Annotated in this window: 30 protein-coding genes and 1 tRNA gene; 18 read left to right on the top strand and 13 right to left on the bottom strand. The window is 68.8% G+C overall.

Going from position 1 to position 22,176, the window contains the following annotated elements; all coding sequences use genetic code 11:
- The first annotated feature begins 82 nt into the window (after nt 1-82).
- Nucleotides 83-304: a hypothetical protein gene (locus tag BLQ73_RS19950; RefSeq protein WP_093172097.1), complete on the top strand. Its 222-nt coding sequence runs from the start codon at nt 83-85 to the stop codon at nt 302-304.
- Nucleotides 305-411: 107 nt separating this feature from the next.
- On the opposite strand, the gene BLQ73_RS19955 is transcribed toward BLQ73_RS19950, so the two are convergent.
- Nucleotides 412-747 carry a hypothetical protein gene (locus BLQ73_RS19955; protein WP_093172099.1) on the bottom strand — a complete coding sequence of 112 codons (336 nt, stop codon included), beginning with the start codon at nt 745-747 and terminating at the stop codon, nt 412-414.
- A gap of 2 nt (nt 748-749) precedes the next feature.
- Complete coding sequence (locus BLQ73_RS19960; RefSeq protein ID WP_093172101.1) at nt 750-1,052, bottom strand: hypothetical protein; 303 nt, start codon at nt 1,050-1,052, stop codon at nt 750-752.
- A gap of 163 nt (nt 1,053-1,215) precedes the next feature.
- Between BLQ73_RS19960 and BLQ73_RS19965 the strand changes: the two genes are divergently transcribed.
- Both BLQ73_RS19965 and BLQ73_RS19970 read left to right on the top strand, forming a co-directional pair.
- Nucleotides 1,216-1,860, top strand: a complete 645-nt coding sequence (locus BLQ73_RS19965) for a hypothetical protein (protein WP_093172103.1) — start codon at nt 1,216-1,218, stop codon at nt 1,858-1,860.
- Nucleotides 1,853-2,884, top strand: a complete 1,032-nt coding sequence (locus tag BLQ73_RS19970; RefSeq protein WP_245691218.1) for a tyrosine-type recombinase/integrase — start codon at nt 1,853-1,855, stop codon at nt 2,882-2,884. The genes BLQ73_RS19965 and BLQ73_RS19970 overlap by 8 nt, the downstream gene beginning before the upstream one ends.
- 260 nt (nt 2,885-3,144) lie before the next feature.
- On the opposite strand, the gene BLQ73_RS32550 is transcribed toward BLQ73_RS19970, so the two are convergent.
- Nucleotides 3,145-3,297 carry a hypothetical protein gene (locus BLQ73_RS32550; RefSeq protein WP_176955560.1) on the bottom strand — a complete coding sequence of 51 codons (153 nt, stop codon included), beginning with the start codon at nt 3,295-3,297 and terminating at the stop codon, nt 3,145-3,147.
- Between the two features lie 223 nt (nt 3,298-3,520).
- Between BLQ73_RS32550 and BLQ73_RS19975 the strand changes: the two genes are divergently transcribed.
- Nucleotides 3,521-3,943 carry a hypothetical protein gene (locus BLQ73_RS19975; protein WP_143020339.1) on the top strand — a complete coding sequence of 141 codons (423 nt, stop codon included), beginning with the start codon at nt 3,521-3,523 and terminating at the stop codon, nt 3,941-3,943.
- Between the two features lie 340 nt (nt 3,944-4,283).
- On the opposite strand, the gene BLQ73_RS19980 is transcribed toward BLQ73_RS19975, so the two are convergent.
- The gene (locus tag BLQ73_RS19980; protein WP_093172109.1) at nt 4,284-4,754 is read right to left on the bottom strand and encodes a hypothetical protein; all 471 of its coding nucleotides are present in this window, start codon (nt 4,752-4,754) and stop codon (nt 4,284-4,286) included.
- 514 nt (nt 4,755-5,268) lie between these two features.
- Between BLQ73_RS19980 and BLQ73_RS19985 the strand changes: the two genes are divergently transcribed.
- The 7 genes from BLQ73_RS19985 to BLQ73_RS20020 all read left to right on the top strand — a co-directional run bounded on the left by BLQ73_RS19985 (nt 5,269) and on the right by BLQ73_RS20020 (nt 9,521).
- Complete coding sequence (locus BLQ73_RS19985; RefSeq protein ID WP_093172111.1) at nt 5,269-5,835, top strand: hypothetical protein; 567 nt, start codon at nt 5,269-5,271, stop codon at nt 5,833-5,835.
- Nucleotides 5,836-5,968: 133 nt separating this feature from the next.
- Nucleotides 5,969-6,685, top strand: coding sequence for a hypothetical protein (locus tag BLQ73_RS19990; protein ID WP_093172113.1), 717 nt, complete (start codon nt 5,969-5,971; stop codon nt 6,683-6,685).
- Nucleotides 6,685-7,164, top strand: a complete 480-nt coding sequence (locus BLQ73_RS19995) for a hypothetical protein (protein ID WP_093172115.1) — start codon at nt 6,685-6,687, stop codon at nt 7,162-7,164. The genes BLQ73_RS19990 and BLQ73_RS19995 overlap by 1 nt, the downstream gene beginning before the upstream one ends.
- A complete protein-coding gene (locus BLQ73_RS20000) occupies nt 7,161-8,018 on the top strand; it encodes a hypothetical protein (protein WP_093172116.1) in 858 nt (285 codons plus the stop codon). The genes BLQ73_RS19995 and BLQ73_RS20000 overlap by 4 nt, the downstream gene beginning before the upstream one ends.
- Nucleotides 8,019-8,321: 303 nt before the next feature.
- Complete coding sequence (locus BLQ73_RS20010) at nt 8,322-8,684, top strand: hypothetical protein (protein ID WP_093172121.1); 363 nt, start codon at nt 8,322-8,324, stop codon at nt 8,682-8,684.
- Nucleotides 8,668-9,123, top strand: coding sequence for a hypothetical protein (locus BLQ73_RS32555; protein WP_176955561.1), 456 nt, complete (start codon nt 8,668-8,670; stop codon nt 9,121-9,123). Before BLQ73_RS20010 ends, BLQ73_RS32555 begins: the two co-directional genes overlap by 17 nt.
- Nucleotides 9,123-9,521: a hypothetical protein gene (locus tag BLQ73_RS20020; protein ID WP_143020340.1), complete on the top strand. Its 399-nt coding sequence runs from the start codon at nt 9,123-9,125 to the stop codon at nt 9,519-9,521. Before BLQ73_RS32555 ends, BLQ73_RS20020 begins: the two co-directional genes overlap by 1 nt.
- Here the strand turns inward: BLQ73_RS20020 and BLQ73_RS20025 are convergent.
- Together BLQ73_RS20025 and BLQ73_RS20030 are read right to left on the bottom strand one after the other, a co-directional pair.
- Nucleotides 9,518-10,555, bottom strand: a complete 1,038-nt coding sequence (locus tag BLQ73_RS20025) for a hypothetical protein (protein ID WP_093172125.1) — start codon at nt 10,553-10,555, stop codon at nt 9,518-9,520. The two genes, BLQ73_RS20020 and BLQ73_RS20025, sit on opposite strands and share 4 nt — an antisense overlap.
- The gene (locus BLQ73_RS20030; protein WP_093172127.1) at nt 10,552-10,893 is read right to left on the bottom strand and encodes a hypothetical protein; all 342 of its coding nucleotides are present in this window, start codon (nt 10,891-10,893) and stop codon (nt 10,552-10,554) included. Before BLQ73_RS20030 ends, BLQ73_RS20025 begins: the two co-directional genes overlap by 4 nt.
- Before the next feature lie 150 nt (nt 10,894-11,043).
- Between BLQ73_RS20030 and BLQ73_RS20035 the strand changes: the two genes are divergently transcribed.
- Nucleotides 11,044-11,226, top strand: coding sequence for a hypothetical protein (locus tag BLQ73_RS20035; RefSeq protein WP_093172129.1), 183 nt, complete (start codon nt 11,044-11,046; stop codon nt 11,224-11,226).
- A gap of 14 nt (nt 11,227-11,240) precedes the next feature.
- Here BLQ73_RS20035 and BLQ73_RS20040 read toward each other — a convergent pair whose 3' ends face one another.
- The 3 genes from BLQ73_RS20040 to BLQ73_RS20050 all read right to left on the bottom strand — a co-directional run bounded on the left by BLQ73_RS20040 (nt 11,241) and on the right by BLQ73_RS20050 (nt 12,790).
- Nucleotides 11,241-11,588 (bottom strand): hypothetical protein, encoded by a 348-nt coding sequence (locus tag BLQ73_RS20040; protein ID WP_143020341.1) that lies wholly within the window; start codon nt 11,586-11,588, stop codon nt 11,241-11,243.
- On the bottom strand, nt 11,561-12,175 hold the full coding sequence (locus BLQ73_RS20045; RefSeq protein WP_093172133.1) for a hypothetical protein: 615 nt from the start codon (nt 12,173-12,175) through the stop codon (nt 11,561-11,563). Before BLQ73_RS20045 ends, BLQ73_RS20040 begins: the two co-directional genes overlap by 28 nt.
- Nucleotides 12,176-12,295: 120 nt before the next feature.
- On the bottom strand, nt 12,296-12,790 hold the full coding sequence (locus tag BLQ73_RS20050) for a hypothetical protein (RefSeq protein WP_093172135.1): 495 nt from the start codon (nt 12,788-12,790) through the stop codon (nt 12,296-12,298).
- A 200-nt stretch (nt 12,791-12,990) separates the two neighbouring features.
- Here BLQ73_RS20050 and BLQ73_RS20055 point away from each other — a divergent pair, with 200 nt between their 5' ends.
- The 5 genes from BLQ73_RS20055 (at nt 12,991) to BLQ73_RS20075 (ending at nt 18,195) form a co-directional block, all read left to right on the top strand.
- Nucleotides 12,991-14,457 (top strand): ATP-binding domain-containing protein, encoded by a 1,467-nt coding sequence (locus BLQ73_RS20055; protein ID WP_093172137.1) that lies wholly within the window; start codon nt 12,991-12,993, stop codon nt 14,455-14,457.
- A gap of 181 nt (nt 14,458-14,638) precedes the next feature.
- A complete protein-coding gene (locus BLQ73_RS20060) occupies nt 14,639-15,259 on the top strand; it encodes a hypothetical protein (protein WP_093172139.1) in 621 nt (206 codons plus the stop codon).
- Between the two features lie 585 nt (nt 15,260-15,844).
- A tRNA-OTHER gene (locus BLQ73_RS32560) sits at nt 15,845-15,990 on the top strand.
- 278 nt (nt 15,991-16,268) lie between these two features.
- Complete coding sequence (locus tag BLQ73_RS20070) at nt 16,269-17,933, top strand: TROVE domain-containing protein (RefSeq protein ID WP_093172141.1); 1,665 nt, start codon at nt 16,269-16,271, stop codon at nt 17,931-17,933.
- 10 nt (nt 17,934-17,943) lie between these two features.
- Nucleotides 17,944-18,195: a hypothetical protein gene (locus BLQ73_RS20075; RefSeq protein WP_093172143.1), complete on the top strand. Its 252-nt coding sequence runs from the start codon at nt 17,944-17,946 to the stop codon at nt 18,193-18,195.
- On the opposite strand, the gene BLQ73_RS20080 is transcribed toward BLQ73_RS20075, so the two are convergent.
- The 3 genes from BLQ73_RS20080 to BLQ73_RS20090 all read right to left on the bottom strand — a co-directional run bounded on the left by BLQ73_RS20080 (nt 18,192) and on the right by BLQ73_RS20090 (nt 20,659).
- Complete coding sequence (locus BLQ73_RS20080) at nt 18,192-18,656, bottom strand: helix-turn-helix domain-containing protein (RefSeq protein WP_093172145.1); 465 nt, start codon at nt 18,654-18,656, stop codon at nt 18,192-18,194. The two genes, BLQ73_RS20075 and BLQ73_RS20080, sit on opposite strands and share 4 nt — an antisense overlap.
- Complete coding sequence (locus BLQ73_RS20085) at nt 18,643-19,242, bottom strand: thermonuclease family protein (RefSeq protein ID WP_093172147.1); 600 nt, start codon at nt 19,240-19,242, stop codon at nt 18,643-18,645. The genes BLQ73_RS20080 and BLQ73_RS20085 overlap by 14 nt, the downstream gene beginning before the upstream one ends.
- Nucleotides 19,243-19,327: 85 nt before the next feature.
- Nucleotides 19,328-20,659, bottom strand: coding sequence for a phage major capsid protein (locus tag BLQ73_RS20090; protein WP_093172149.1), 1,332 nt, complete (start codon nt 20,657-20,659; stop codon nt 19,328-19,330).
- Between the two features lie 257 nt (nt 20,660-20,916).
- Here BLQ73_RS20090 and BLQ73_RS20095 point away from each other — a divergent pair, with 257 nt between their 5' ends.
- Complete coding sequence (locus tag BLQ73_RS20095) at nt 20,917-21,528, top strand: hypothetical protein (protein WP_143020343.1); 612 nt, start codon at nt 20,917-20,919, stop codon at nt 21,526-21,528.
- A 13-nt stretch (nt 21,529-21,541) separates the two neighbouring features.
- Here the strand turns inward: BLQ73_RS20095 and BLQ73_RS20100 are convergent, their stop codons facing one another.
- Entirely contained in the window at nt 21,542-22,174 is a 633-nt protein-coding gene (locus BLQ73_RS20100) for a hypothetical protein (RefSeq protein WP_093172153.1), read from the bottom strand.
- Nucleotides 22,175-22,176 lie beyond the last annotated feature (2 nt).

Consider the following 22,176-nt stretch of genomic DNA (forward strand, 5'->3'; position numbering starts at 1 on the left):
CCGGCACAACCCACCACCGAACCCGCCGCCGCGTCGCCGACCCCGACCTCCGGATGGTGGTACTGAACGACAGGAAACCCCCATGGACCACCAAACGACCTACCGCTGGGCCCGATACCCCTTCACCAAGGAATGCCTCACCTGCCACACCTACGGCGCAACCCGCCGACCCGGCACCACCACAACCCAGGTATGCCACTACTGCCAAGGCGCCGGCTACGAGTACTTCACCGCCCCGCGCCGCTTCCCCGCAGACGCCGAGCTCCCCGCGGGCTGGCACTGGACACAACCCGGCAACCCCTGAAAACGCGTCAGGCGGACCGCTACCAGACGGCCCGCCCTTCCGCCACACACCGATTCGAACACCAGTCCCGACGTATATATATAGGGCCCACGAGCACGGTCGCCCGATCACGGGCGGAGCACCACGCGCCTCAGGAATTGCCGCTTGGCAGTGGTCGCCTGGTCGGCTCCTTTCCGGAGTCGGGCACCAGGAACAGCCACCTCTTCCAACGTGTGCAGGGAGGTGGCGTAGCCGCTCAGCTCCGCGCTGTACCGCTGCAAGAGACGGGCCATGTGTGCGGCGGAGCCGAAGCTGCCGCGCTCGACCTGTTCACGAAGTTCCCGCAGGGTCCGCTCGGCACGGCCGAGCGCCCGGGACAGCTCTGTGTGGTGGCTGTCCACGATGTTGCGGTAGCCGCGCGCGGCCAACTCGTCGGGAAGACGACCGCTGGGGGTCGTGGCCATGGTTACAGCCCCATCCGGTCGTAGATGCGGACAGCCATCTCACGGGCGAGCCGCCCGATCGCTTCCCCCGGGTAGAGGGCCGCAAGCTCGTCGAGCAGACCGCCGACGGTCTCCGCCTCGCCCGCGTTGAGGAGCGCGAGGCGCTCGCCGCCGGCGGTCTCCATCCGAGCGCGGAGGAACGTCTCGAAGTCGTTGAGGGAGATTGGCTGGCCGTTGGTCTGGCGCAGGGACGCGGACACAGGGGGTCCGGCAGGACGGGGCTTGTCCCATACGTTGATGTTCGGCTGAGAGTCGAGGTCGTGCACGACGTGCTCGTGTCGACGCTGAACCGGGCGGGAGGGGTCGCCTTACGGCGTGGGGGCGGTCATATCCCCACCCTATCAAAAAGATCTTGTGACAACGCGCATTGTCGTTAGTAATCAGATACGATCTTGAACATCCCGCCACACGACGAGATGAGAGCCACCGATGGGCCGAACCGTTCACGAAGACGCCGCCGCCACACTCCTTGACGACATTCTCACCACTCCTGAAGCCGCCGCGACGTTCGCCGAGATCCGGTCCCGACTCCGCACACAGTCGAACCACTGGTTCAACGACGGCTACATCGACGCCATCGGCCAGCTCCACGCCAAGGATCCGGCAGACTGGCCCGCCGAACAAGCGGCCGCCTTCACTCTGATCCACTCCCGCCTCATGGCCGGCACCTACATGCACCTACGTGCCAAGCTCGGCCAGCCCCCAGGCCCCGACGCCGACCGCACCGGCAACGCCGAAGCGCTGACCCGCCTCCCATGGCCACTCACCGCCCGCCTCGACCTCGCCCAGCAAGGCGCAGATCAAGACGGTACCCTCGCCTGGAGGTGCAGCGTCACCGCCGACGGCTGCTCCACCGGAACAGCCCTGCTGCCCGACTGCGCGAACGAGGCGCCCTCGCCCCTCACCACGGTCCGCAGCATCCCCCCAAGGACCGTGCCCCTAGAAGTCGGCTACACCATGCCGAGCCGTACCCTGCTCCACCTCCACCGAGACGGCGGCGTCGCCCGCTGGCCGCACAGATCGACCGATATCCACATCCTCGTGAACCTCGCATCCGGCTCGATCGATGACTGACATGCTTCCTGTCCCGGCCGCCACGGCGGCCGGGCGTGTAGTCCCGACCGCGCCCGGCGTCCCGCGTGACCGCAATCCCTACTGGGTGTACATCGACAGCCTCGAATCCGCCCACTCCCGCCGGAACATGCGCGCCAGCTTGGACCGGCTCGCCCGCATCATCGCAGGCCGCGACCCCGACGACCCAGCTACCGACGGCATCACCGGTGACGGCATCCACTGGCACCTATTCGACTACGCCCACACCATGCGTATCCGTGCCCGTCTCCAAGAACTCCATTGGAGCCCCGCCTACATCAACCTGCACTTAGTCGCCCTTCGCCGCGTCCTCCAAGAAGCATGGCGGCTGGGCATCATGCCCGCCGACGCCTACCAACGCGCCACAGATATCAAGAACGTGAAGGCCACCCGCCTTCCTACCGGGGAACACGTCCCTGACGAGGCCCTCGCCGCAGCCCTCGACATCTGTGACGCCAACGACACCCCCGCCGGGAAACGCGATGCCGCGCTGCTGGCCGTGCTCTACTCCACCGGGTGCCGCCGCGCCGAAGTCGCCGGGATGAACCTCGCCGACTACAACTCCGCCGAGCGTTCCCTGCGCGTCATCGGCAAACGCAACAAGGAACGCAAGGTCTATCTGGAAAGCGGCGCCGTCGCCCGCATGGAAGCCTGGCTCGCCGTCCGCGGAAAGAAACCCGGCCCCCTTTTCATCGGCTTCTACCGGGGTGGCCACCGCGCCCGCTTGGCGAAGGGCAGGTTTCTCCACCTGTCCGGGCAGGCCGTTGCCGACATCCTCACCCGCCGCCTCAAGCAGGCCGGCGCGTCGCGGAAGACCCCGCACGATCTTCGCCGGACGTTCATTGGCAACCTGCTGGACGCCGGGGTAGACCTGGCCACCGCCCAAGCATTGGCCGGGCACGACTCGCCCGTTACCACCGCCGCCTACGACCGGCGACCCGAACGGACCCGCCAGGAAGCGGTAGACCGGCTACGCCTCCCCGACCCCAAACCACTGAGACCCTGAACCCGGCATCAACATTCTCCATGTGTGACCCGAACCGGCGTGCCCGACTGTGACGGCTACCGCCGCGCCGTAGGCAACGCGCCACTGGTTCAGCCCCCGGAACGACCCTCTGACAGGCCGGTCGTGTGCGGATGCTGTGAACAACCCCTGTCATCATGCTCGACAGGGTGCCCGGCCCCGGCGGGGAGTGCTTCGAATGCCATCAGGGATGCGATGGCAGGATGCCCCCGCCGTGATGGCGGGGGCATCCCTTTCAGTGGCTAGAAGGCGGGTGAGGTCGGCAGGATGCTGCCGACGCAGCGCTTACCAGTGGTCGGGTCGTCATGGCGGATGATCGAGCCGACCGGGCGGCTGAACACGGTGCCGCACTGGCTGCATTCGCTCTTCTGCATCTTGGGGTTCTTGCTGGGCATGTTGTTTCTCTTTCTGGTCGTTGCTTGGTTGCTCCCTCCGGCTGGTTAGTCCGGAGGGGTCGTGTTCCTCCCGACACAAGAAACTATACCGCACTCATGCCCCTAAGTGAAGTGTCTCAGGCCATTTCTGCGGTGAAGTTTTTCGGCGCGCGACCCGCAACTTCCCACACAACCAGCGAACCATCCATCGAGAACAGGGCGGAAGTGTGGTATGGTTTTTCACATGATCCCCCACGGTAGCGATGCAGTAGACGGGCGAGGAGCCGCCGAGATCCTCGGCATCAGTTACAAGACCTGGCGCAACAAGGGCGGCGGCGCGGCATACGGCCTAGCCCCGCTCAACCCCGGCCGCAAGACGTTGCTCTACGACCGCACGCACGTCGAAGCCGCACGTGACGGCCAGCAGCCCCAGGCGCCGCCGCAGGGTTCCGACAAGCATCCGGCCGACCTTCTCGACGAGCAAGACGCCGCCGCGGAGTTGAGCGTGAAGTACGCAACCATTCGACACGACCGCGCTGCGGGGAGGCTGCCCGGCTGGACGGACGTGTGCGGCGTGGCCCACATCAAGCGGGCCACCCTCGATCGCGTGATCGCCGCCCGCCCTGGTCAAGGCGTCGGCGGCGGCCGGCCCCGCAAGCCCCGCTAGAAAGGATCAGCCGCAGGCGTCACCGGCGGATACGCCGGATCGGCATCGACAAGAAGGCCTCCGGCGCGGTGGGGGGTGTTCAGACTCCACGCGGCACACAGGGGTCTTTGCCTGCCACCGTACGGCTCGGCGCACCGTCCAGGGCAGAAGTCTGCCGACCCGGGGCACGTGGAGCTATGCCGCAGGTTCGCCGCCGAGGGGTGAAGTCGCCCGAGGCAGCACGCAGAAGCCCCCGCCGGCGCAAGGCCGGCGGGGGCTTTCACCGCTCTGCATATTCGGGTAACCAGCCCGCAGGGCGGTGGAGTATCCCAACCAAGCAAATGACCAGGACCCCTACAGTCTAGTCGGTGGACTGATTGATGATCTGGGAGATGCGTTGATGAGACAAGCCCAGCGCGCTGCCGGCGTCTCGGGTGCTCCAGCCATTGCCGATGAGGTGGTGCGCCGCGGTGCGCACGGCGTCGCGTTCGGCCTGCTCGGCGTAGGCGCGTGCGGTGCGTGCGGCACCGACTGCCTTGAGCGCCTTGTCCAATTTCGGGTCGGCCGGGGAAAGATGGACGCCGACGGTGCCAGACGTGGGGCCGAGCAGTTCGAGCACGCATTCGAGGGCGTTGTTTCGAGCCTCTTTCCAGGTCGAGCCTTGAGCTCGGACGACTTGGCCGTCCGGGAGGTCGTGCACGGTGGCGGTCCAATACTTGCCGGTTCGAGTGGCAGTTGCGCGGTAAACGGTGGCCTCGACTTCGGCTTCGGTCTGATCGAGGTTCTCGGGAATGTCCGCCTGGTCGAAAATGGCCTCGATGTATGAACTCATGATGACAGGCTATATGCATAGACAATTTTTGTCTATCGAACTAGGCAAGAGGTGGTGCAGCAAAGCGAAATCTGATCAGTCCTCGCAACCACGCCGACTACTTCAGTACTGCTGAAGGCAAGACTGAACCGCACCGCCCGACTTCCGCAGCACCAACCCCCGCCCCCTTCCCCGTGATGGAGCCCTCTATGAGCAACTCCGCCGCCCAGCCCGTCATCACCACCGAGGTAGCAGGTGGACGATCCGCCAACCCGCCGAACCCAACGCGAGGTTCGCCCCCACCGCTTGGGACGGCCAGATCGGCAAGAAGGTCCCGTTGACGTTCGACGAACGCCGCATCGGGGATGCCGTTCTGGTCGCCACCACCGTCTCACCGGACGGCAGTTCCGCTGAGCTCACCTACGAATGGAGGCCGCTCTTCAACTCTTGAAGGGCTCCCACTCGGTCTCCATGGCGTTCTCGCTCATCCCAGAGGCCGGGCTGGTCGCCCGCGCGACCGAAGAGGAATCCTGAAATGTTCGGGCCGTACGAAGACGAGCACGACACCTACGGCGAGCCCCTCAACCAGGAATGTCGCGCGCTCCACGCAGCAGGGCGGGTTGAGTCCGGCGACCCTGAGCGGCTGGTCTCCGGCACCCGAGCCCGCCACCTGCTGGCCGCGTGTGAGCAGGCCGGGGTCGATCTCGGCGCCTACGACCGGCAGGTCGTCGAATGGCTCGCGATGTGGGAGCCGTCGACCGTCCAGGTGATGATCGGGATCATCAGCCGCGCACACCAGGCCGGACGTGCCGGCATGCCGCGCACGGTCCCCACGACGGGCCCCCACCCGTGCCCGAGCTGTGGGGCCGCGCCTGGACAGCTTCACGGCTGGGGGTGTTCGACGGCGCGCTGCCCCGAATGCGGGCAGCAAGCCTTGAGCTGCGAGGACCACACCAACAGCCGGGCGGTGTGGTCCGGGCGGTTCCCTGGCGAGGTCGAGGTCGAGATTTACGGGCTGGAAGACCTCAACGACCTGGGGCGGCGCGCCGAGCGCGGCGAGTTCGTGTGGGACCGCGCAACGCAGCTTTGGCGGCGCGCATGACTCGTCCGGGGTAAACCCCACACAGCCGTCCCCCAGGGTGCCCAACCGGAGGGTGGCCCACTTCTATATCGGGCGCTGACGTTAAGCCGCAACCGCCCATACCGTGCCCATCCCCGCGCAGGAAGGCACACCCATGCCCCAACACCCCGCTCCCCCTGACGGCCCCGCGCTCTACTACATCGGCAGCAACGGCACCGCGTGGCGTCTCGACAAACTCGAAGAAAGCCCCGACCTCCTCGACGGCCGCGAACGCGCACTCGCCGAAGGACTGATGGACCACGCGCGCACCCAACTCGACAGACTCGACCTCCCCCTGACGCGTGCGCCCCAGCGAGAGCTGGCAGGAGAGGACAGCGTGGCCACCGACTGGATCACAGAGTTCAAGGCCAAGCTCGGCGAGGCTGAAACGCTCGCCAAGAACGTCCTCAAGAACCCCGGCTCCTGCTACGAGAGCCGCGACGCCGACATCTTCCTAGGCCGCGAACCCCACAGCGTGCTGCGCGCCGTCGCTGCCCAACGAACTGTCCTCGACGCCCTCGAAACCGCCTACCGTAAGCGCGGCACAGAACCCGACAGCCCCGACGCGCTGATGCTGCCCGGCCTCGAACACGCCGCCCGCGCACTCGCCGAGCAGTTCACCGACCCCGCCCCGGCCATTCGCGCGTGGCTGGAGCAGTTCGCGGACGACTACATGACCGGCCGCCCCCGCTCAGTGCCGTCCTGGGCCCCCGCCATCGTGGAGGAGATCTCCATCAGCGCCGCCTCCCACCTCAACGACCGGGGCGTGGTGTTGTCGGCCAAGCTGTACGACGGCACCACGATCGCGACCGAACCTCTGGACGTGCCCTGATGCGGTACGTACTCCACAACGACGGCTACCGGGACTACTACTGCACGTGGTGGACCAGCGACCCCATGGACCAGCTCCCGGTCGACCTCGACCCCCGCTACCCGGCCCCGGACTCGAACGGGCCGATCCCGGGCACCTGCCGAAACTGCGACCGACGCGGCGTCGCCGTCAAGGTGCCGCCCCTGCCCGCCGACAAGGAAGCCGCGGCGGCAGAGTTCGTCGAGTGGGTGCGGGCGGCGATCAGGGAGCAGGCGGGCAAGCCTGGCGTGTGGAACGGGCACCGGTGCGAGGCCGACGTCGCGCTCCTCGAATGGCACGCCCCGACCACGACGGTCGTCTCACGCGGCCCGTTTGAGCAGCCGAGGTGCGTGCAGAAGTGCCACGAGTGCGGCGGCGACCCCTACCCATGCCGCACCCTGCGGATGGTCGCCGCGCCCTACCGGTTCAGCTACTCGGGACACAAGAAGGAGTGGTTGTGAGCACCCAGCCCGACGAGCCGGTCTATACGGTGATCAGCGCGGCCGACGCGATAGAGGCCATCTCCCTGGAGCAGATGCGGATGAACAACCGGATCCAGGCCAAACTCCACAACCACCCCCTCGTGGCGGAGATCAGGCAGCGCCGCCACGACGCAATCCTCCCCCACGGTGCCTCCAGGGATGCGGTCGAACAGACCATCACCATGGAGCAGGCGCGCGACCTGGAGGCGTTCCTCAACCTGCTGAGAGGTCTCTACCCGACCGCGCTGGTGCCAAAGCTCGGGCCGCTCACCCCTGGCACGCACCTGTTCACCCTCTACGGGGTGCGGGTAAAACTGGAGCCGCTACCGCCCGTGGTCGCCGAACAACGCGGCGGGAACGGCGTGGTGGGGATGCTGGAGATCTGCGCCCCGCTGCTGCCGCCCGGCACATGTCCAGGCCCCGCCGCCTACCGGCTCGTGTCCAGCGAGCTGGACGACCAGGCGGTGGCCGAAATGAAGCAGGACCTCGCCCGGGAGCTGCGGGAACCTCATATCGTGCTGGACCTCGGCGCGGACGACCTGCCCCCGTGGATACACCCGGATCCCAGATACACCGGGCCCGGGTGGCGGTTCATCGTGGGCGTCACCGTCAAGGCCGTGCCCGGCAGGACCGAGTTCGTGGTGCTCCGGCCCGTACCGGGTTCACGGCCGATCGGGTCGTTGGACGGGGAGTGGATGCGCCGTCCGAGCATTCCGGTGCATGCCGTGCTGATCAACGACCACGTCGCCAGAGTGATCGGGGCGGAACCGACCGGCCATATCGAGGTCAACGACGCCGGTCAGATCGCCGAGGTGTACGAGGTGTCGGCGTGACGTGGCGTCGCCTCCTGAACATCCCCGGAGGCGTCTACCACGCGCGAGAGGCCGAGGAGGGCAGGGCGTGAAACACGACTTCTACCGCGACCATCACGGTCGGCTCATCCTCACTGACATCGACATCCACGAGTTCTGCGAGTGCAAGCGGTGCGGCGCGTTCTGGTGCATCTTGTGCCGGCGGGACCGGCTGGATGAGGAATGCCATGTTCGGGGCAGCCGTGCCGAGCGTCGCCGCGCGGCCAGAACCCTCAGGGTGGCCTATCGGGCGCGGACTCGCAGCAGGGCCAGGAGAGCGAAGCGGTGAACGAGAAATCCGTGAACGTCCCCGGGAACGTCTACCTCGCGTGGGGCAAGGAGTGCCTGCCCCTGACGCCGCACGGCCGTTACAGCTTCCTGGGGAAGACGCGGACGTACTCTCCGCGGTCGCGCCGCACGCTGCGCCGCATCATCCTGTGCGCCGGGCAGTGCGGCCTTGACGTCGCGGTCGAGCACGACGGCGGGCTGCTGCACCGCCTCACACTCGTCACGGTCACCGGGCCGGAGAAAGGGGTGGCGCGTTTCGTCCGGCATATGCGGCGTGTGATCCCCCGGGTCGGATACCAGCCGTGGAACCGGACAGCGCCCTGCAACGAGATGAGGAACGCTGATGGTGTCACGCCGTAACGAAATACGAGGCCCGCTCGACAACTCGGCAGATCTGCCTTTGGACGCGATCCGTGAAGAACTGATCCACTTGTGGAACGACATGTGCGAGGCGCGGCTCAACGCCTACGAAGGGTGCTGGTCCGGTACGTGCGAAAACCTTGAACGTCGGATCAAGCTCCTGACACCGCTCGTCGGGCCGATCTCGTGGAAAGAGGTGCAGGTCGAGCTGCTAGCGGAGGAGGTCTTCCAGCGGATCCACGCCGACATGGGTTACACGGTCGTCGTCGACATGGACGAGGTTGCGCACGTGCTGGCCGAGAATGATGAGCCCCTGATCAGGTTGACCGGCAGCCGACGCCACATCGAGCGGCTTGAGCGGGACCGTCAGACACGCCTTGCGGCGGTGCGCGAGCACTGGCGTACCCGGGCGGAAAAACAGTCATCGAAGGGAAGGTGATGGCGCGTCGGCCGCGCCGATGGGCGCCGCGGGGCGGTGGCTGGCGTTGCGTCTTCGACGGCGGCGGGGAGGCGGTGTGGATGCGCCGCGAACCGGACGGGACGGTGACCGCCTCCGTGTACGTCGACCTGAACCCGGGCGACCGCAGAAACGGGATCTGGACGTTCAACGCCCCCTGCGGCGCGGGGGTGCTGTGGTGGGTGTTCGAAAAGCCCTACCAGGTGCTGACCCTGGTGTTCCTGGAACCACCGTACGGACCAGGGTGCGGCCGTCCGGGCGGGTATCAGCCGCTCCCGCAAGGACCCCGCCGCCGCGCGCCACGGGTCCGGTCGGCGTCGCGGGCGGCGAAGGCGCTCGGCGCGGGGCAGCGGCTGCCCCGCAAGTTCAGCCGGCGCTAGCGGGAGGTGTGGCGTGCGAGGAGCCGGAGGAGCTTCCCGCCAGCGACCAGGCCCGCCATCGCGTCCGCGTAACCCGTCAGCGCGTCGCACTCCCGCATCAGATCCGACCCGACGGCCGGGGCGGTCTTGCGGCTGCGGCCGCGCTTGGCGGGTCGGCCTCCCGCCGCCGTCCAGGCGCGCGTCAGGCTGAAGTCGATCTCGATGTCGCCGGTGACCGGAGCATCCGGCAGCCGCGGCCACACCCGGACCGTGGCCGGGTCTACCTTGAGCGCGGCGACCGGGTCGCGGCCGGCGGCGGCGGCTTGGACCACCGCCGCAGCGGCCAGGGCGTAGCGGATGCACGCGGTGCGGTACGGCTCTTCCAGCGCGGCGGCGTGCGCGGCGAGCACCTCGCCGAGTTTGGCGGCCTGCCGGTCGACAGCCGCCTTGTATCGGGCGGCAGCCTGCTCGACCGCGCGGCGTGCCGCCGCCGCGGCCCGGTCCCGGCGACCGACAGCGCGTGCGATGTCAGGGGACAGCGGGACGTCGGTCGGCTTGGGAAGGGAGGGCCAGCCGACCTCGGGCAGCGCCTCGGCGAGGCCGGCCAGCCTGCCGGCAGCGGCATCCGAACCGGTGATTTCAGCGGACAGCGTCGAACTCACCGCGCCGAGCCGGGCGAGGGCGTCGTCGACGGCCGATGGCCACACCTCGACGCCGTCAGGGTGGGGCGCCGCCACACCCTGGTAGCAGACGGCGTAGGCGTCCCAGAAGACGCGGTAGTGGTCGCGGCCCGCGTCGGTCAGGTGCATCCGGTAGGAGTACCGGCCGTCGGGGTTGTCGCCGACCCGCATATAGGGGGCGGGTTCGCGGCCGGTGAACTGCTCCCAGGCCCCGCCGCTGTAGCGGACGGCAAGCCCGTCCTGACCAGCCTCCCACACCTGCACCATCATTCCCCAGAGGGTCTCCGACAGCATGCCCTTCCGGCGGGTGCCGGCGCGGCCGACGTCAAGCCCGCCCGCACGGCACGCCGCCCGGCCTTGCGGCGTCAGCTTCACGTCCAGGTAGTACTCCGCGAGGATCGCCGGCCGCGTGCGCAGCTGGACGAGGTTGTGGTCTGGAGCACCTTCAGGGTGGATCCGGTGCCCTGGCTGCGGACTCCGGCATCGGCGAGGGCCTGCTGCAGCTCCCCCAATGACGCACCTTTGAAGGTGCCTACCGGTCCGTACTCGATCCACCGCCACTCGGCGGCCGACACGGCCCGCTCGCCGCGCGACCACGCCCCCTTATGCCACCGTTCGGCTTCCTGGTCGGCTCGGTAGATGATGCGCATGTAGGTCTGCTGGCGCTCGTTGAGTGCTTGCCAGGCAGCCAGAGCTTTGTCTTGCGCGGCCATCTGTGCGTGTCCCTCACGATCGGAGAAGCAGGGGGGCGGCCCGAGGCACTACGGGGGTTTCCGTAGTGGCGAGCATAGATCAGCCGTATGCGGCGCGGGCGTGTTCAACGGTCCGGGGACACCCGGCGAGGCTGGACAATAGACGGCATTGTGCTCACAACGCCCACGCTTCCGTTCGCCGCGACGCGCATGCCGCTCGGCGACATCATGGTGTTCTACCTCGGCCCGTCGCCGCGGCTGACACCGGCGCAGGCGCGGGAGTTCTCCGACCAGCTCCGCAACCTCGCCGACAACGAACCGGAACGGCTCGGCGCGGCGTCAACGCCGAGTTGACGCCGGACGCCGCGTCACTGGAGTGACGCTTGGACGCGTATCCAGTCGACGGCGGGGTCGACGGCGTGGTCGCGCGCATCGGCGGTGGCCACGACCCATCGGCGGCCGGTCGACGGCTCCACGATGAGGTCACGGGCTCTCAGCGGCTGTTCGGCGGGGTCGACCGCGAGCACCCACATGCCGGGCCCGTCCCGCTCGCCGTCTTCGGCGGGTTCGGCGACGATGCGGCCCGGCCGCTCCCGCCCCGGTGCGCCCCAGCCTGACGGGGAGCGGGTTCCGTGCCCGTCGACCGTGACCGTCGCGCGGCGTACAGCGAACAGGGTGGTGGGCAGGATCACCGCCACGGTTCCTCCCGCAGCCACCAGCCTTCCATGGGGTGGGGCGCGATACCCGGCTGCTGGTAGGCGCCGCGGCGTTTCCACCGTTTCAGCGAGTCGACGGTAGGCGCCGCCCCCGCCCCCCCGCTGCCACTGCTGCTGGTGGGGGTGTCTTCGTAGGTGATTCCTTGCCCTTCGACGTTCACCTGCCGCACCAGGCGCGCGCCGGGCACGTTCTGCGCCAGGCGCCGCACCATCGGCGAGGCTGCGGCGGCGGCGGCGACGAACCGGGAGAGCGCCTGCCCGTACACGCGGTCGGTGGCGGGGTCGAGCCCGGCCCGGTAGGTGACCGTGTACAGGCCGGTCGGGTGCCCGTCCTGCCCGCTCTCCGGCGCGGCGGACTCCACGGCGATGACGGGGTCGTAGGAGAGCTGCCAGCCGCCGCGCGGGCCCGGCCGCACGCCGGTCTCGGTGATGGTCTCGGGTGTGGGGAGCTTGCCGAGTTCGGCGGCGGCCTGGGCGAGCGCGTCGGTGACGGCTTCCTCAATGGCGGCGCGTTGGGCGGGGGCGAGAGGAAGCGGCAGGCCCGCGCGGGCCGCTACTCGTTCTGGGATGACCGGCCAGTCCGCCAACGTGTGCGGCCCCTTCTCCTGCGTGTTCCTGTCCGGCGGCGCAGCCGCGCGGCGCGGGCACCGAGGATCCCCGTTTCCAGGTGCCGCGCCGCGCGGGAGCGCCGCCGGACGCCCCCGTGGTCAGGAGGGTGCCATGCGGGCGCGGATACGGTCTGCCTCCGCTCTCGGGATGCGGGCGCCGGCGTTGTACCGCAGCGATTGGCCGTAGGTCTGGGCGCCGTCGAGCAGGTACCGCTCCAGTACGCGGCGGGTGACCACCATGTAGCTGTATTGGGCGCCGGGGTCGGTGAACAGCTGGTCTGGGTCGGCGGGGGTGCCGTCTTCCCACCGCAGGTCGTAGGTGGGGGCCTGCCCGAACGGGGAGGTCGGGGGCGGGGTGAGCGGCGGTTCGTAGACAACCGGTTGGGGTTGCGGCGTTTCGGGTGGGGTGAGCGGCGCGGCTTGGCTGGTGTGGTCCTGGGACGGCGTCGGCGCGTCGTCGTCGGGGGGTGTGAGCGGCGCGGGGTCCGCGGTCGGCGGCGTGTCGGGGGGCGCGGGTGCCGGGTGGTCACCGGGGTCGGGTGCGAGCGGCGCGGGGTCGGCGTCGGTGGCGCGGCGTTTGCGAGGTGGTGCCATGTGTCGCTCCTGAGCTGGGCCGATAGGGGCGGATGCGTCGGAGCGGGACGGTAGACCGCCGGGTTTCCTACCGTCTGCTTCCGCACGCCCCCGCACCGCCGCAAACCAGATAGACACCACTCAAAATCAGCGCTATAGTTTGAGTGTAAATCGGGTCGCAAGCGGCGCACCCGGTTGCCCCCACCGGAAGGAACCCCCACATGAACCTGACCGACGAACAACACGCCATCGTCGAAGCCGTCGCATCCGGCAAACACACCGTGGTCGAGGCAGGCGCCGGTGCCGGCAAGAGCAGCACCGCCCGCGCCGTCGCCCACGCCCTGCCGGGCAAGCGCATCCTCTATACGGCCTTCAACAAAAGCGTGATCTTGGACGCTAAGGACAGGATGCCGCGCAACGTCACCTGCTCCACCGTCCACAAGCCCGCCTGGCACGCCATCCCCGAAAGCCACCGCCACCGCCTGGACATCCCCCAGCGCCAATCCGGCCAGCAGATCGCCCGCTTCCTCGGCATCACCCAGGCCGTGGTCATCGGCGACGCCAAGTTCAGCCCGGCCCAGATCGCACGCCTCGCCAAAGAAGCGGTCATGGCCTACTGCAAGTCAGACGCAGTCGAAGTGCTGGATGAGCACATCCGCATCCCGCACGGCATCGCGGGCGAAGCCCAGATCCGCGCCTACCAGCAGAAGATGCGGCCCCACATCGACGCCTACCGGGCCGACATCCGCGCCCGCGACGGCAAGCTCGCGTGGACCGGCGGCATCTACCTCAAGTCCTACCAGCTGCGCCTCATGCGGCAGAAAAACCCCAACCTGGGGTACGACATCGTCCTGTTCGACGAAGCCCAAGACATCAGCCCGGTGATGAGGTCGGCCTACATCGACCTCCAGCAGGCGTCCGGCAGCCAAATCGTCGCGGTCGGGGACAGCGCCCAGCAGATCAATGAATGGAACGGGGCGGTCAACGCCCTCCCCCAGATCCGCGCCGACGCCCGCCTGTACCTGACCCAGTCGTGGCGCTTCGGACAGGCCATCGCCCTGCTGGCGAACACATGGCTCGGCATGGCCGAAACCCCGCTCTGCCTCACCGGCAACCCCGCCATCAACTCCACCGTCGGCACCGCCCCCTCCCCCGACGCGATCCTCACCCGCACCAACGCCACCGCCATGGAAGAGGTCATGGCCGCCCACCATGCGGGCAAGGTGCCGCTGCTGCTGAAGGGCTACAAGGAGATCCGGGACATGGCCTACGCCGCCCGCGACCTCCAGGCGGGCCGCCCCGCCGACCACGTCGAACTCGCCGGATTCCAGTCCTGGGGCCAAGTGCAGGACTACGTAGACCAGGAGGTCGACGGCGGGGAACTCGCCACGTTCGTCAACCTCGTCGACACCCACGGCTGCGACGCCCTCATCGAGGTCGCCGACAAGTACCGGGAGGTCAAAGAGGGCGACGTCACCATCTCCACCATCCACTCCTCCAAGGGCGGCGAGTGGCCCACCGTCCGCGTCGCCGACGACGCCCGCACCCCCGACGACGACAAGCCCCTGTCCCCCGAGGAGATCCGCCTCAACTACGTCGCGGTCACCCGCGCCCAGCACCACCTCGACCCGGGGCCGCTCGGCAAGGTGTGCGCGCCTCCCGCCCTCCGCCACCTGCGCATCGCCTAACCCCCTCCCACAGTCCGGTGCCCGCTCGGGGGCGGGCACCGGCCCCTCTCCCCTCCCACTGCGAAAGGCCCACACCCCCTCTCGCTGACAGGCCGGACTCGCCCATGGTCGACGGGTGGCTCCGGCGAGTCCGCACCACTCACATGGAGTAGCAACATGACCAAGCTCAATCGCCGGCCTGGTGAAGAGCGCGCTCGCGCCCACCGGCGCCGAGCTGCACCACGACGTCGAAGCGCTGTACCAGGAGATCCTCACCGGCGGTCCGGACGCGGCCTACCGCGCGACCCGGGACCAGCTCGTCCACGAACTCGAACAGCTCCGCGAAGAGGTCGCAGGGCTCCGCGCATCTGCCCAGACACCGCCGAAGGTGTACCTCGCGATAGCAGGCGAGCACGGCGACCGGCAGATCCAGGTGTTCGCCCGGCAGGAGGACGCTGAAGCTTACGACCCGGCCCACACCGTGCAAGAGCGGGAGGTCAGCTTCGCGGCGATCGACGCCCGCACATGGCACAAAGCGACGTGGGTTATCAGTGTTCCCGGCGCTTTCGAGCAAATGTTCGACCTGGTCAACGCGTTCCCCACCCAGGTGAAGAGGGAGGTGCGTGATTTCGACGGCGAACCCGACGAGGTGGCCATCTCCTGGTGGAAGCACCCTGAAGGGTTGCGGCCGTGGGTGGTGGAGTTCGAATGCTGGAACCAGGGTTCGATCCGCGCGGCGTGGCAGGACCTGCGAGGCAGGATCATCGCGTCCGGCGGCGCGGTCGAATCGGTACTGAAGCAGCCGCCTTACACCCGCACGTGATGGCAATCGGTGTCGAAGCAAGGGACTACGTCGTCAAGGTGCGGCGCGACCTTCTAGCCCCCCGGGGGGTGCTCTATGGGTGTCACATGCCCGTCTTGTCATGGCCGCGGCGTGGTGCCGGAGCCGAAGGTGTGCGAGCTGCCCGGATGCGGCCGGGAGTTCCGGTGGCAGGACGACGGCCGTAACCGGGTCCGGCCGCGCGCCGATGCCCGCTACTGTTCGGCGTCGTGCCGGAGGGCCGCGGCGCAGCGCGCGTACCGCGCCCGCCAACGCGAGTGATCGCATAGCTCGGAAGGTATGCGATCACTTTTCCGGGGGTTCGGGAGAACCCCCGGAAATTCGGATGTGGGGTCTGGCGGAGGCCGGTAGCGTTCGGTGCAGTTCGCAAGGCCTGGAAAGGACACGGGTCGAACGGCATCGGTTACTGTGCAGAAAAAGAATTCCGGTGCCTGCGCCATATCCGTGTCTTTCCCCGGCTCTGCGACCTGGTCAGGTCTGGTGTCGGTGCGGGTCGAAGCCTTGTCGGTTACCACTGTTAATGGGGATGTCGCGGGTTCGAATCCCGCCGCACGCTGAAAGGCGTGCGTAGCTCAGCGGCTAGAGCGCCTAAACCCGGTGAGCGTACCCATATCCGCGCCGATTCCAGACCTGACCCCTATCTTCGTCAGCCCTGCCGGGGGCGCGGGTCGAATTCCGGCCGGTTATCGCAGGTTCGATTCCTGTCGGGACCAAACCCCTCTGCGGGGAACCCGACGCCCATTGGCGGGCACCCGGCTGAAAGCGCCACATCCGCGCCTCCGGCAGGGCTGACGAAGAACACGCGCCCGGAGGGGCGGGTCGAAGTCCATCGGTTACCGGGAACCGCAGGTCGCGGGTTCAAGTCCCGCCACCCCGCACGGGGTGTAGCTCAGAAGGTTAGAGCAGCAGTTGAAAACCCGGTGGACGCTCCCCATATCCGCCCTTCCCCACATCCGCCCCCTGCGGGGCGGGTCGAACCCAGGAGACCAGCATGGCCCGTGACCCCCTCGCCGCCGTGTCCACCCTCACCACCCCGCAGACCCAACTCATCCCCGGCCGCGCCGACCAGGTCCGCAACGCCGCCGACGGCTACGTGTTCGCCAAGGACACGTGGCAGCGCGTCGAGGACTTCATCCTGCTCGGAACATCCGGCGGCACCTACTACGTGGGTGAGGACAAGCTGACCGCCGACAACGCCGATGTGCTGTTCCAGGCGATCACCGAGGACGGTCCGCGTGTCGTCGCCCTCATCCACGACGTCTCCACGGCTCGGCCGCCGCGCGCACCGAAGCCGCGGCCGGCGTTGTTCGCGCTCGCCGCCTGTTTCGCCAAGGGCACCCCTGAAACTCGTCAGGCGGTCAAGGAGGTGTTCACCGCGATCGTGCGCACCACGGACCATCTCGCGATGTTCTTCGGCTACTACAAGAACCTCGGCGGCAAACCCAGCAGCAGGGGCATGGCGCCGCGCGTGGGCCGTTCGCTGCGCACCGCGCTCGGGTCGTGGTTCCTCCAGGGGACGCCGGACGATGTGGCGTACCGGGCGTGCAAGGCCGCGCAGCGCAAGACCCCGCAGGGTGAGGCGTTCTCGCTTCGGGACGTGCTGCGCATCGCCCACCCTGCCGCCGACGACGTGCAGCGCCGGGTCCTGTTCGGGTGGATCGCGGGCAACGTCTCAGACGATGAGGCGCGCGATGAGCTGGTCGCCGTCGACCGGTTTTTGACCGCGAAGGCCGTCACCACCGTAAAGGAGGCGGTGCGGGTCGTGACCGAGGAGCGGGTGCCGTGGGAGTTCCTCCCCGACGCCATGCTCAAAGAGCCGGCGGTGTGGGACGCGCTGGTGGACACGGTCGGCATGACCGCGCTCATCCGCAACCTGGCCCGCATGACCCGCATCGGCACCCTCAAGCCGCTCGGCGACGCCACCCGCCGCGCCGTAGCGCGCCTCACCGACGCGAACGCGCTCATCAAGGCGCGTATCCACCCGATGGACGCGTGGCTCGCGCTGCGCGTCTACGGCTCGGGCCGCTCCCAGCCGAACCCGCGCGCCGACGCCAACACGTGGCGGCCGGTGCCGGCGATCCTGGACGCGTTGGAGGGGACCTACGAGCTCGCGTTCGGCAGCGTGGAGCCGTCGGGGAGGCGGCTGCTGGTCGCGGTCGACTCCTCCGGGTCGATGTCCTGGAACCAGGTGGTGTCCGGCGGGTCGGCGATCGGCACCCCGTACGAGGTGGGGTGCGCGATGGCGGTCATGCTCGCCCGCATCGAACGCGGAGGCGTCCACGTCATCGATGTCGACACCAGCGTCCACACCTCGAAAGTGACCGCGCGGACCAACCTCCGCGAGATCGCCTCCTGGGACTCGTCCGGCGGCGGCACCGACCTGTCACTGCCGTTCACGTACGCGCTTGCGCACCACACGGTCACGGTGGACGGGTTCGTGGTGTTCACCGACAACGAGACGTGGGCCGGCCGCGCCCACCCCTCCCAGGCGCTCGCCCGCTACCGCAGCCTCGTGAACCCCGATGCCCGGGTCGTGGTCGCCTCGATGGCCGCCACGGGCCATACGATCGCCGACCCCCGCGACGTCGGCGTGCTGAACGTCGCCGACGTGGACGCCTCCCTTCCGCAGGTCGTCGCGGGGTTCATCCGCGGCTGACCTGCCGGCGATGGCGACGATGCTGGCGATCCTCCGGCCTGGCGGCCGTACGCAGCGCTGCGACGCCCGCTGCTACACCGCCAGGCCGGACACCGAATGCGACTGCCTGTGCCGGGGCGTCAACCACGGCCAAGGCGTGAGACGGGCCGTGGTGAACACGCGCCGCCTGGTCGAGGAGTGGGTGGCGGTGTCCCTCGCCAAGGACCCGCAGCATTTCCGCGTCGAGATCGACCTCGAAGCACAGACCGAACCTTTGTTCTAACCCGCCGCCGGTTGCCGGTCGAAGAACTCGCGGAGGATTTTGCGGACCTGGTGGACGCTGCCGCCCACCATGACGGCGATGGCGTCCGCAGGCCATCCCTGCCCGTCCAAGGAGACGATGGCGGCCCGGTCGAGCCGTTTCCGGGCGCCGGGTAGCCGCAGCGGTACCCCCGCGGCGGCGGCGATCTCCCGGATCGTCTGGTCGCTCAGCCGGTAGCGGGCGACCAGGTCGGCCATCGGCGTGCCGGCGGCGTAGCCGTCGGCGATGTCCTGCCGCACTTTGGGCGGGGTTTTCCCGCCCGGTGGGCCGCCGACCGGCCTCATCTGTACTCGGGCGCCGCGGAGCCTGCGGTGGATCACCACGGGGGACACCCCGTGGCGGCGGGCCAACGCCCGGATCGACGCGCCGGCCGTGTAGGCGGCGGCGAGCGCTGGGACGTCGAGGGGTTTACGAGCGGTCACGCGTACCTCCGTCGTAGGGCACGGCCATGCCTGCGCCGATCAGCAGCTCGTTCAGCGACGGCACGCCCGGCCTGCTGCCGTGCACGACGGCGAGCATCCGCCCGTATTTCTCCCGCCGGTCTTTGACCGTCTCCACGACGATCTGGTCGTCTTGGGCTGTGACCCAGGAGGAGACCCAGGCGGCGACGTTCACCCCGTCGGGGGTGGTCTTCTCGGCGACGTTGAGGCCGAGCAGCCGCAGCCGGGCGTCGATACGGACGCCGAACCCGAGGGCGAGGCTGGTGTCGAGGGTGTCGCCGTCGACGACGCGTACCACGGCCGCGCGGTAGAGGTCCGGCGGGTCTACGTCGACCAGGTCGGCCGAGGTTCTGACGGGCCCGGGTTTAGTGACGCGGATGGCGACGTCGGGGCCGTGTTCGTTGATCCAGGCGCGGACGTGTCGGATGCCGGGCTGTCCGGGGACCGCCAGGTTGAGGCGTGTGTTGACGCGGACGCCGAATCCGAGGTCGACGCGGGCGTGGGTGTTGCCGCCGTTGAGCGGCCCGATGACGGCGCGGTGGACGCCGAGCTCGGGTGTGGTGGTCATGTCCGGTCCCGGCTGACTCGTGCGAGAGGAGGGGGCGAGTATGGAAGGGGCGGGCCCGCGAAGGCCCGCCATCCATGCGGCGTGGTTACGGGGTGGGAGCGAACGTGCCGAGCACGATCGACTCCGGCCGGTCGACCACGAGCCCGATCCGCTCCGAGCCGCGCAGCACGACGTATCCGGCCTCAAAGGCTCGGCCCGCTTCGGTGGACGCCTGCACCGACACCGACTCGCGGTCGTAGAGTTTGGCGCCGTAGCCGAACGCGGCGGTCAGGAACGTGCCCTGGGTGATGGCGGTGGTGTCGACGACCTTCTGCCGCCACACCCGCTTCTCGCCACCCACCGCAACCGAGATCGCGATCGTGTACTGGCCGTCGGTGCCGCGCTCTGTTTCGATCTGCTCCCAGTCCAGCGGGTGCAGGACCACGCCTGTGGCCTCGTAGTAGGCGAGCATCGCCCGCGTGGCGGCGCGGCGAAGCTGAAGCGACTTGATCGCGGCGTCGGCGGTCTCGCCGGTGTAGGTCTGGACGCCAGGGGTGTTCCACAGGCCGGTGATGCGGTCGCCGTCGCCGGTGCCGTACAGGATTTCGACGTCTTCCCGCATCTTGATGCCGTCGACCATGTTGCGGTCGAGGATGCCCCGCAGCCGCGCCTCGTCGGCGAGGGTGTTCTTGTGGACGTACTGGAGGTGCGCGACCTCGACGATCGGCGCCTTGTACGGCTTGAACCGCGTCACGGACGTGTTCGGCATGCCGAACTCGTCGGTGACGTCGCCGAGTGCGGGGCCGCCGCCGGGCTGCTGCCGCTCCGGCACCACATCGGCGTTGGAGACGAACCCGAGCTCGCGGAGACCGATGAGGATGTTGCTGGTGGTCTTCTCGGACGGGAACAGGTCGCGGACGCGGCCGGGCCGCAGCTGCCGCTCGGTGAGGCCGACGTCCTCGGCGGTGCCGAACCCGTGCGTGGTGTGCGTCCCACCCGACAGGGTGAACACGTCTTTACGCTCGAACGAGTAGAGGCCCTGCTCGAAGTCGGCGACCTGGCCGAACTGGCGGAACCCGCCCGACTTCATCTCCAGATACGCCTCAGACTCCAAGAACGCGTCCGACAGGCTCTTGTGCTGGCGGCCGGAGGCGGCGGCGACAGCGTCGCGGGCGGCGTAGGAGGTGTCGGCGGGTTCGTCGAGGTACTGCTCGATGCCGAGGTGCTCACGCTGCGCGGCGATCAGGCTCTTGATGTCGCGGGCGTCTTTCAGCGTGCTCATGTAGGAGGCGTGGGCCTCGGGAGAGATGACGAGGTGGCCATCGCCGGTCTCGTCCTTGAAATGGGCGTTGGAGATCTTGTTGAGCTCGGCCGCTTTCGTTTCGAGTTGGCCTTCGAGCTCTTTGATCCGCTTTTCGATGTCTGCCGTCTTGGTCACGGCGATCCCCCCGGATGCTGACACGGTTTGGCGTTGCGGTCGCTCGCCCGGTCAGCACCGGGACGTCAGACGATCAACGGGGAGGAAACCCCCCAAGCGGGGTTTGCGTCAGCGTTGGAACGATGCGGGAACGATTCGCCCGTTCCGCTCCGGCCCGGCGGCAGGGTCGGCTATGGTCCCGACCGTGCGGCGGTTCGGGGGCCTGGACGCCGGCACGTTGTTCACCGTCCGCAGCCTCGTGTGAGGAGCCCCCTGTCTTGATGCGTGTTCCAGCCGCCGCGGCCCTGCTGGCAGCCGCCGTTCTCATATCCGGATGCAGCGGAGGCGGAGGTGCCGCCCCGCTGGACGTCGAGGCCGCCGAAGACGCGCTCGCGAGCCAAGCCGCAACATCTGAGGCGCCGCCTGCGGCGCCGCAGAAGCTCCAGATGGGGCAGCCTGCGGAAGCCGTCGGCCACGGCGGCTACCCGATGCGGATCACACCGACGGGCGTCTACTACTACAAAGGCCACCCGAACAACACGCCCGAGCAGGGCTGGTACGTCGCGGTCGCCTACAAGGCCGAGGCGCTGGCCCACGCGGACGCTGTGCCGTACAGCGGATGGACGTGGACCGCGCAGGGGCAGACGTTCGAAACGACGGGGAGTGACCCGTGGACCGGGCGGGTGAACCAGCCGGTCGCCGGACGGAACATACCGGCCGGCGAATACCAGACATATTTCGCGATCTTCGATGTGGCGGCGCGCGGGGGCACGGCCGTGTTCCAGGCGGGGGACGGCCGGGAGTTCCGGTGGCAGATCCCGCCAGAGAGCGGAGGGACCGGTTTGCGGCCGATCCAGGTCGCGATGCGGGCTCTGGGGCTGAAGTTCTAACCCCCCGCGGGGGTCAGGGTTGGAGTGTGAGGGCGTAAGCCATGATCTCCGCCCCCTCAGCGATCTCGGCAGCCGACAGCGTCTTCATCTCGACCGGCAGCGCGGAGGGCGCGGTCGAATCCGGGTGGGTCGTCGGCTCCTCAGGCAACCTCTCCGGCTGGCTCTCGGCGGGTTTGCCGGGGTCGGGGATGTCGATCCCGGCCCGGCGCATGACCGTGATCAGGTTGGCGACCGCTGCGGTGAGGTCTTTGGCATTCGCGGACGACAGGACACGGCCCGCTTTGGTCTCCACATCGGAGCCGAGGTGCTTGACGGCCGCCGCCGCCTCATTCAGCACGGCAACCAGGGGATCGCCGCCGGACGGGCGGGAGACGGTCAGGGTGGCGGGAGCCGGGTCGCCGATGGTGACGGCGCCCGCGTCGGTGACGGTGTAGGGCACCTGGTAGCTGGTCGCGTGAGCGTCTGTGTGGACGGACACCACGGCGAGGTCGGCGAAGGTGGCGTCGTTGGAGACCCACCCGGGTCCGCCTGTGTCCGCGGCCCAGGCTCCGACTGCTTCGCGGATCTTGTCGCGGACCTCTTCCAGCGACATCTGGACGGGGTCCCCCGCGGCGGCCGGGTTTGTCTCGGTCTGCGTCTGCTGCATCG

Origin of the sequence: Sinosporangium album, from assembly GCF_900100605.1 — a bacterium.
Taxonomy (GTDB): Bacteria; Actinomycetota; Actinomycetes; order Streptosporangiales; family Streptosporangiaceae; genus Sinosporangium; species Sinosporangium album.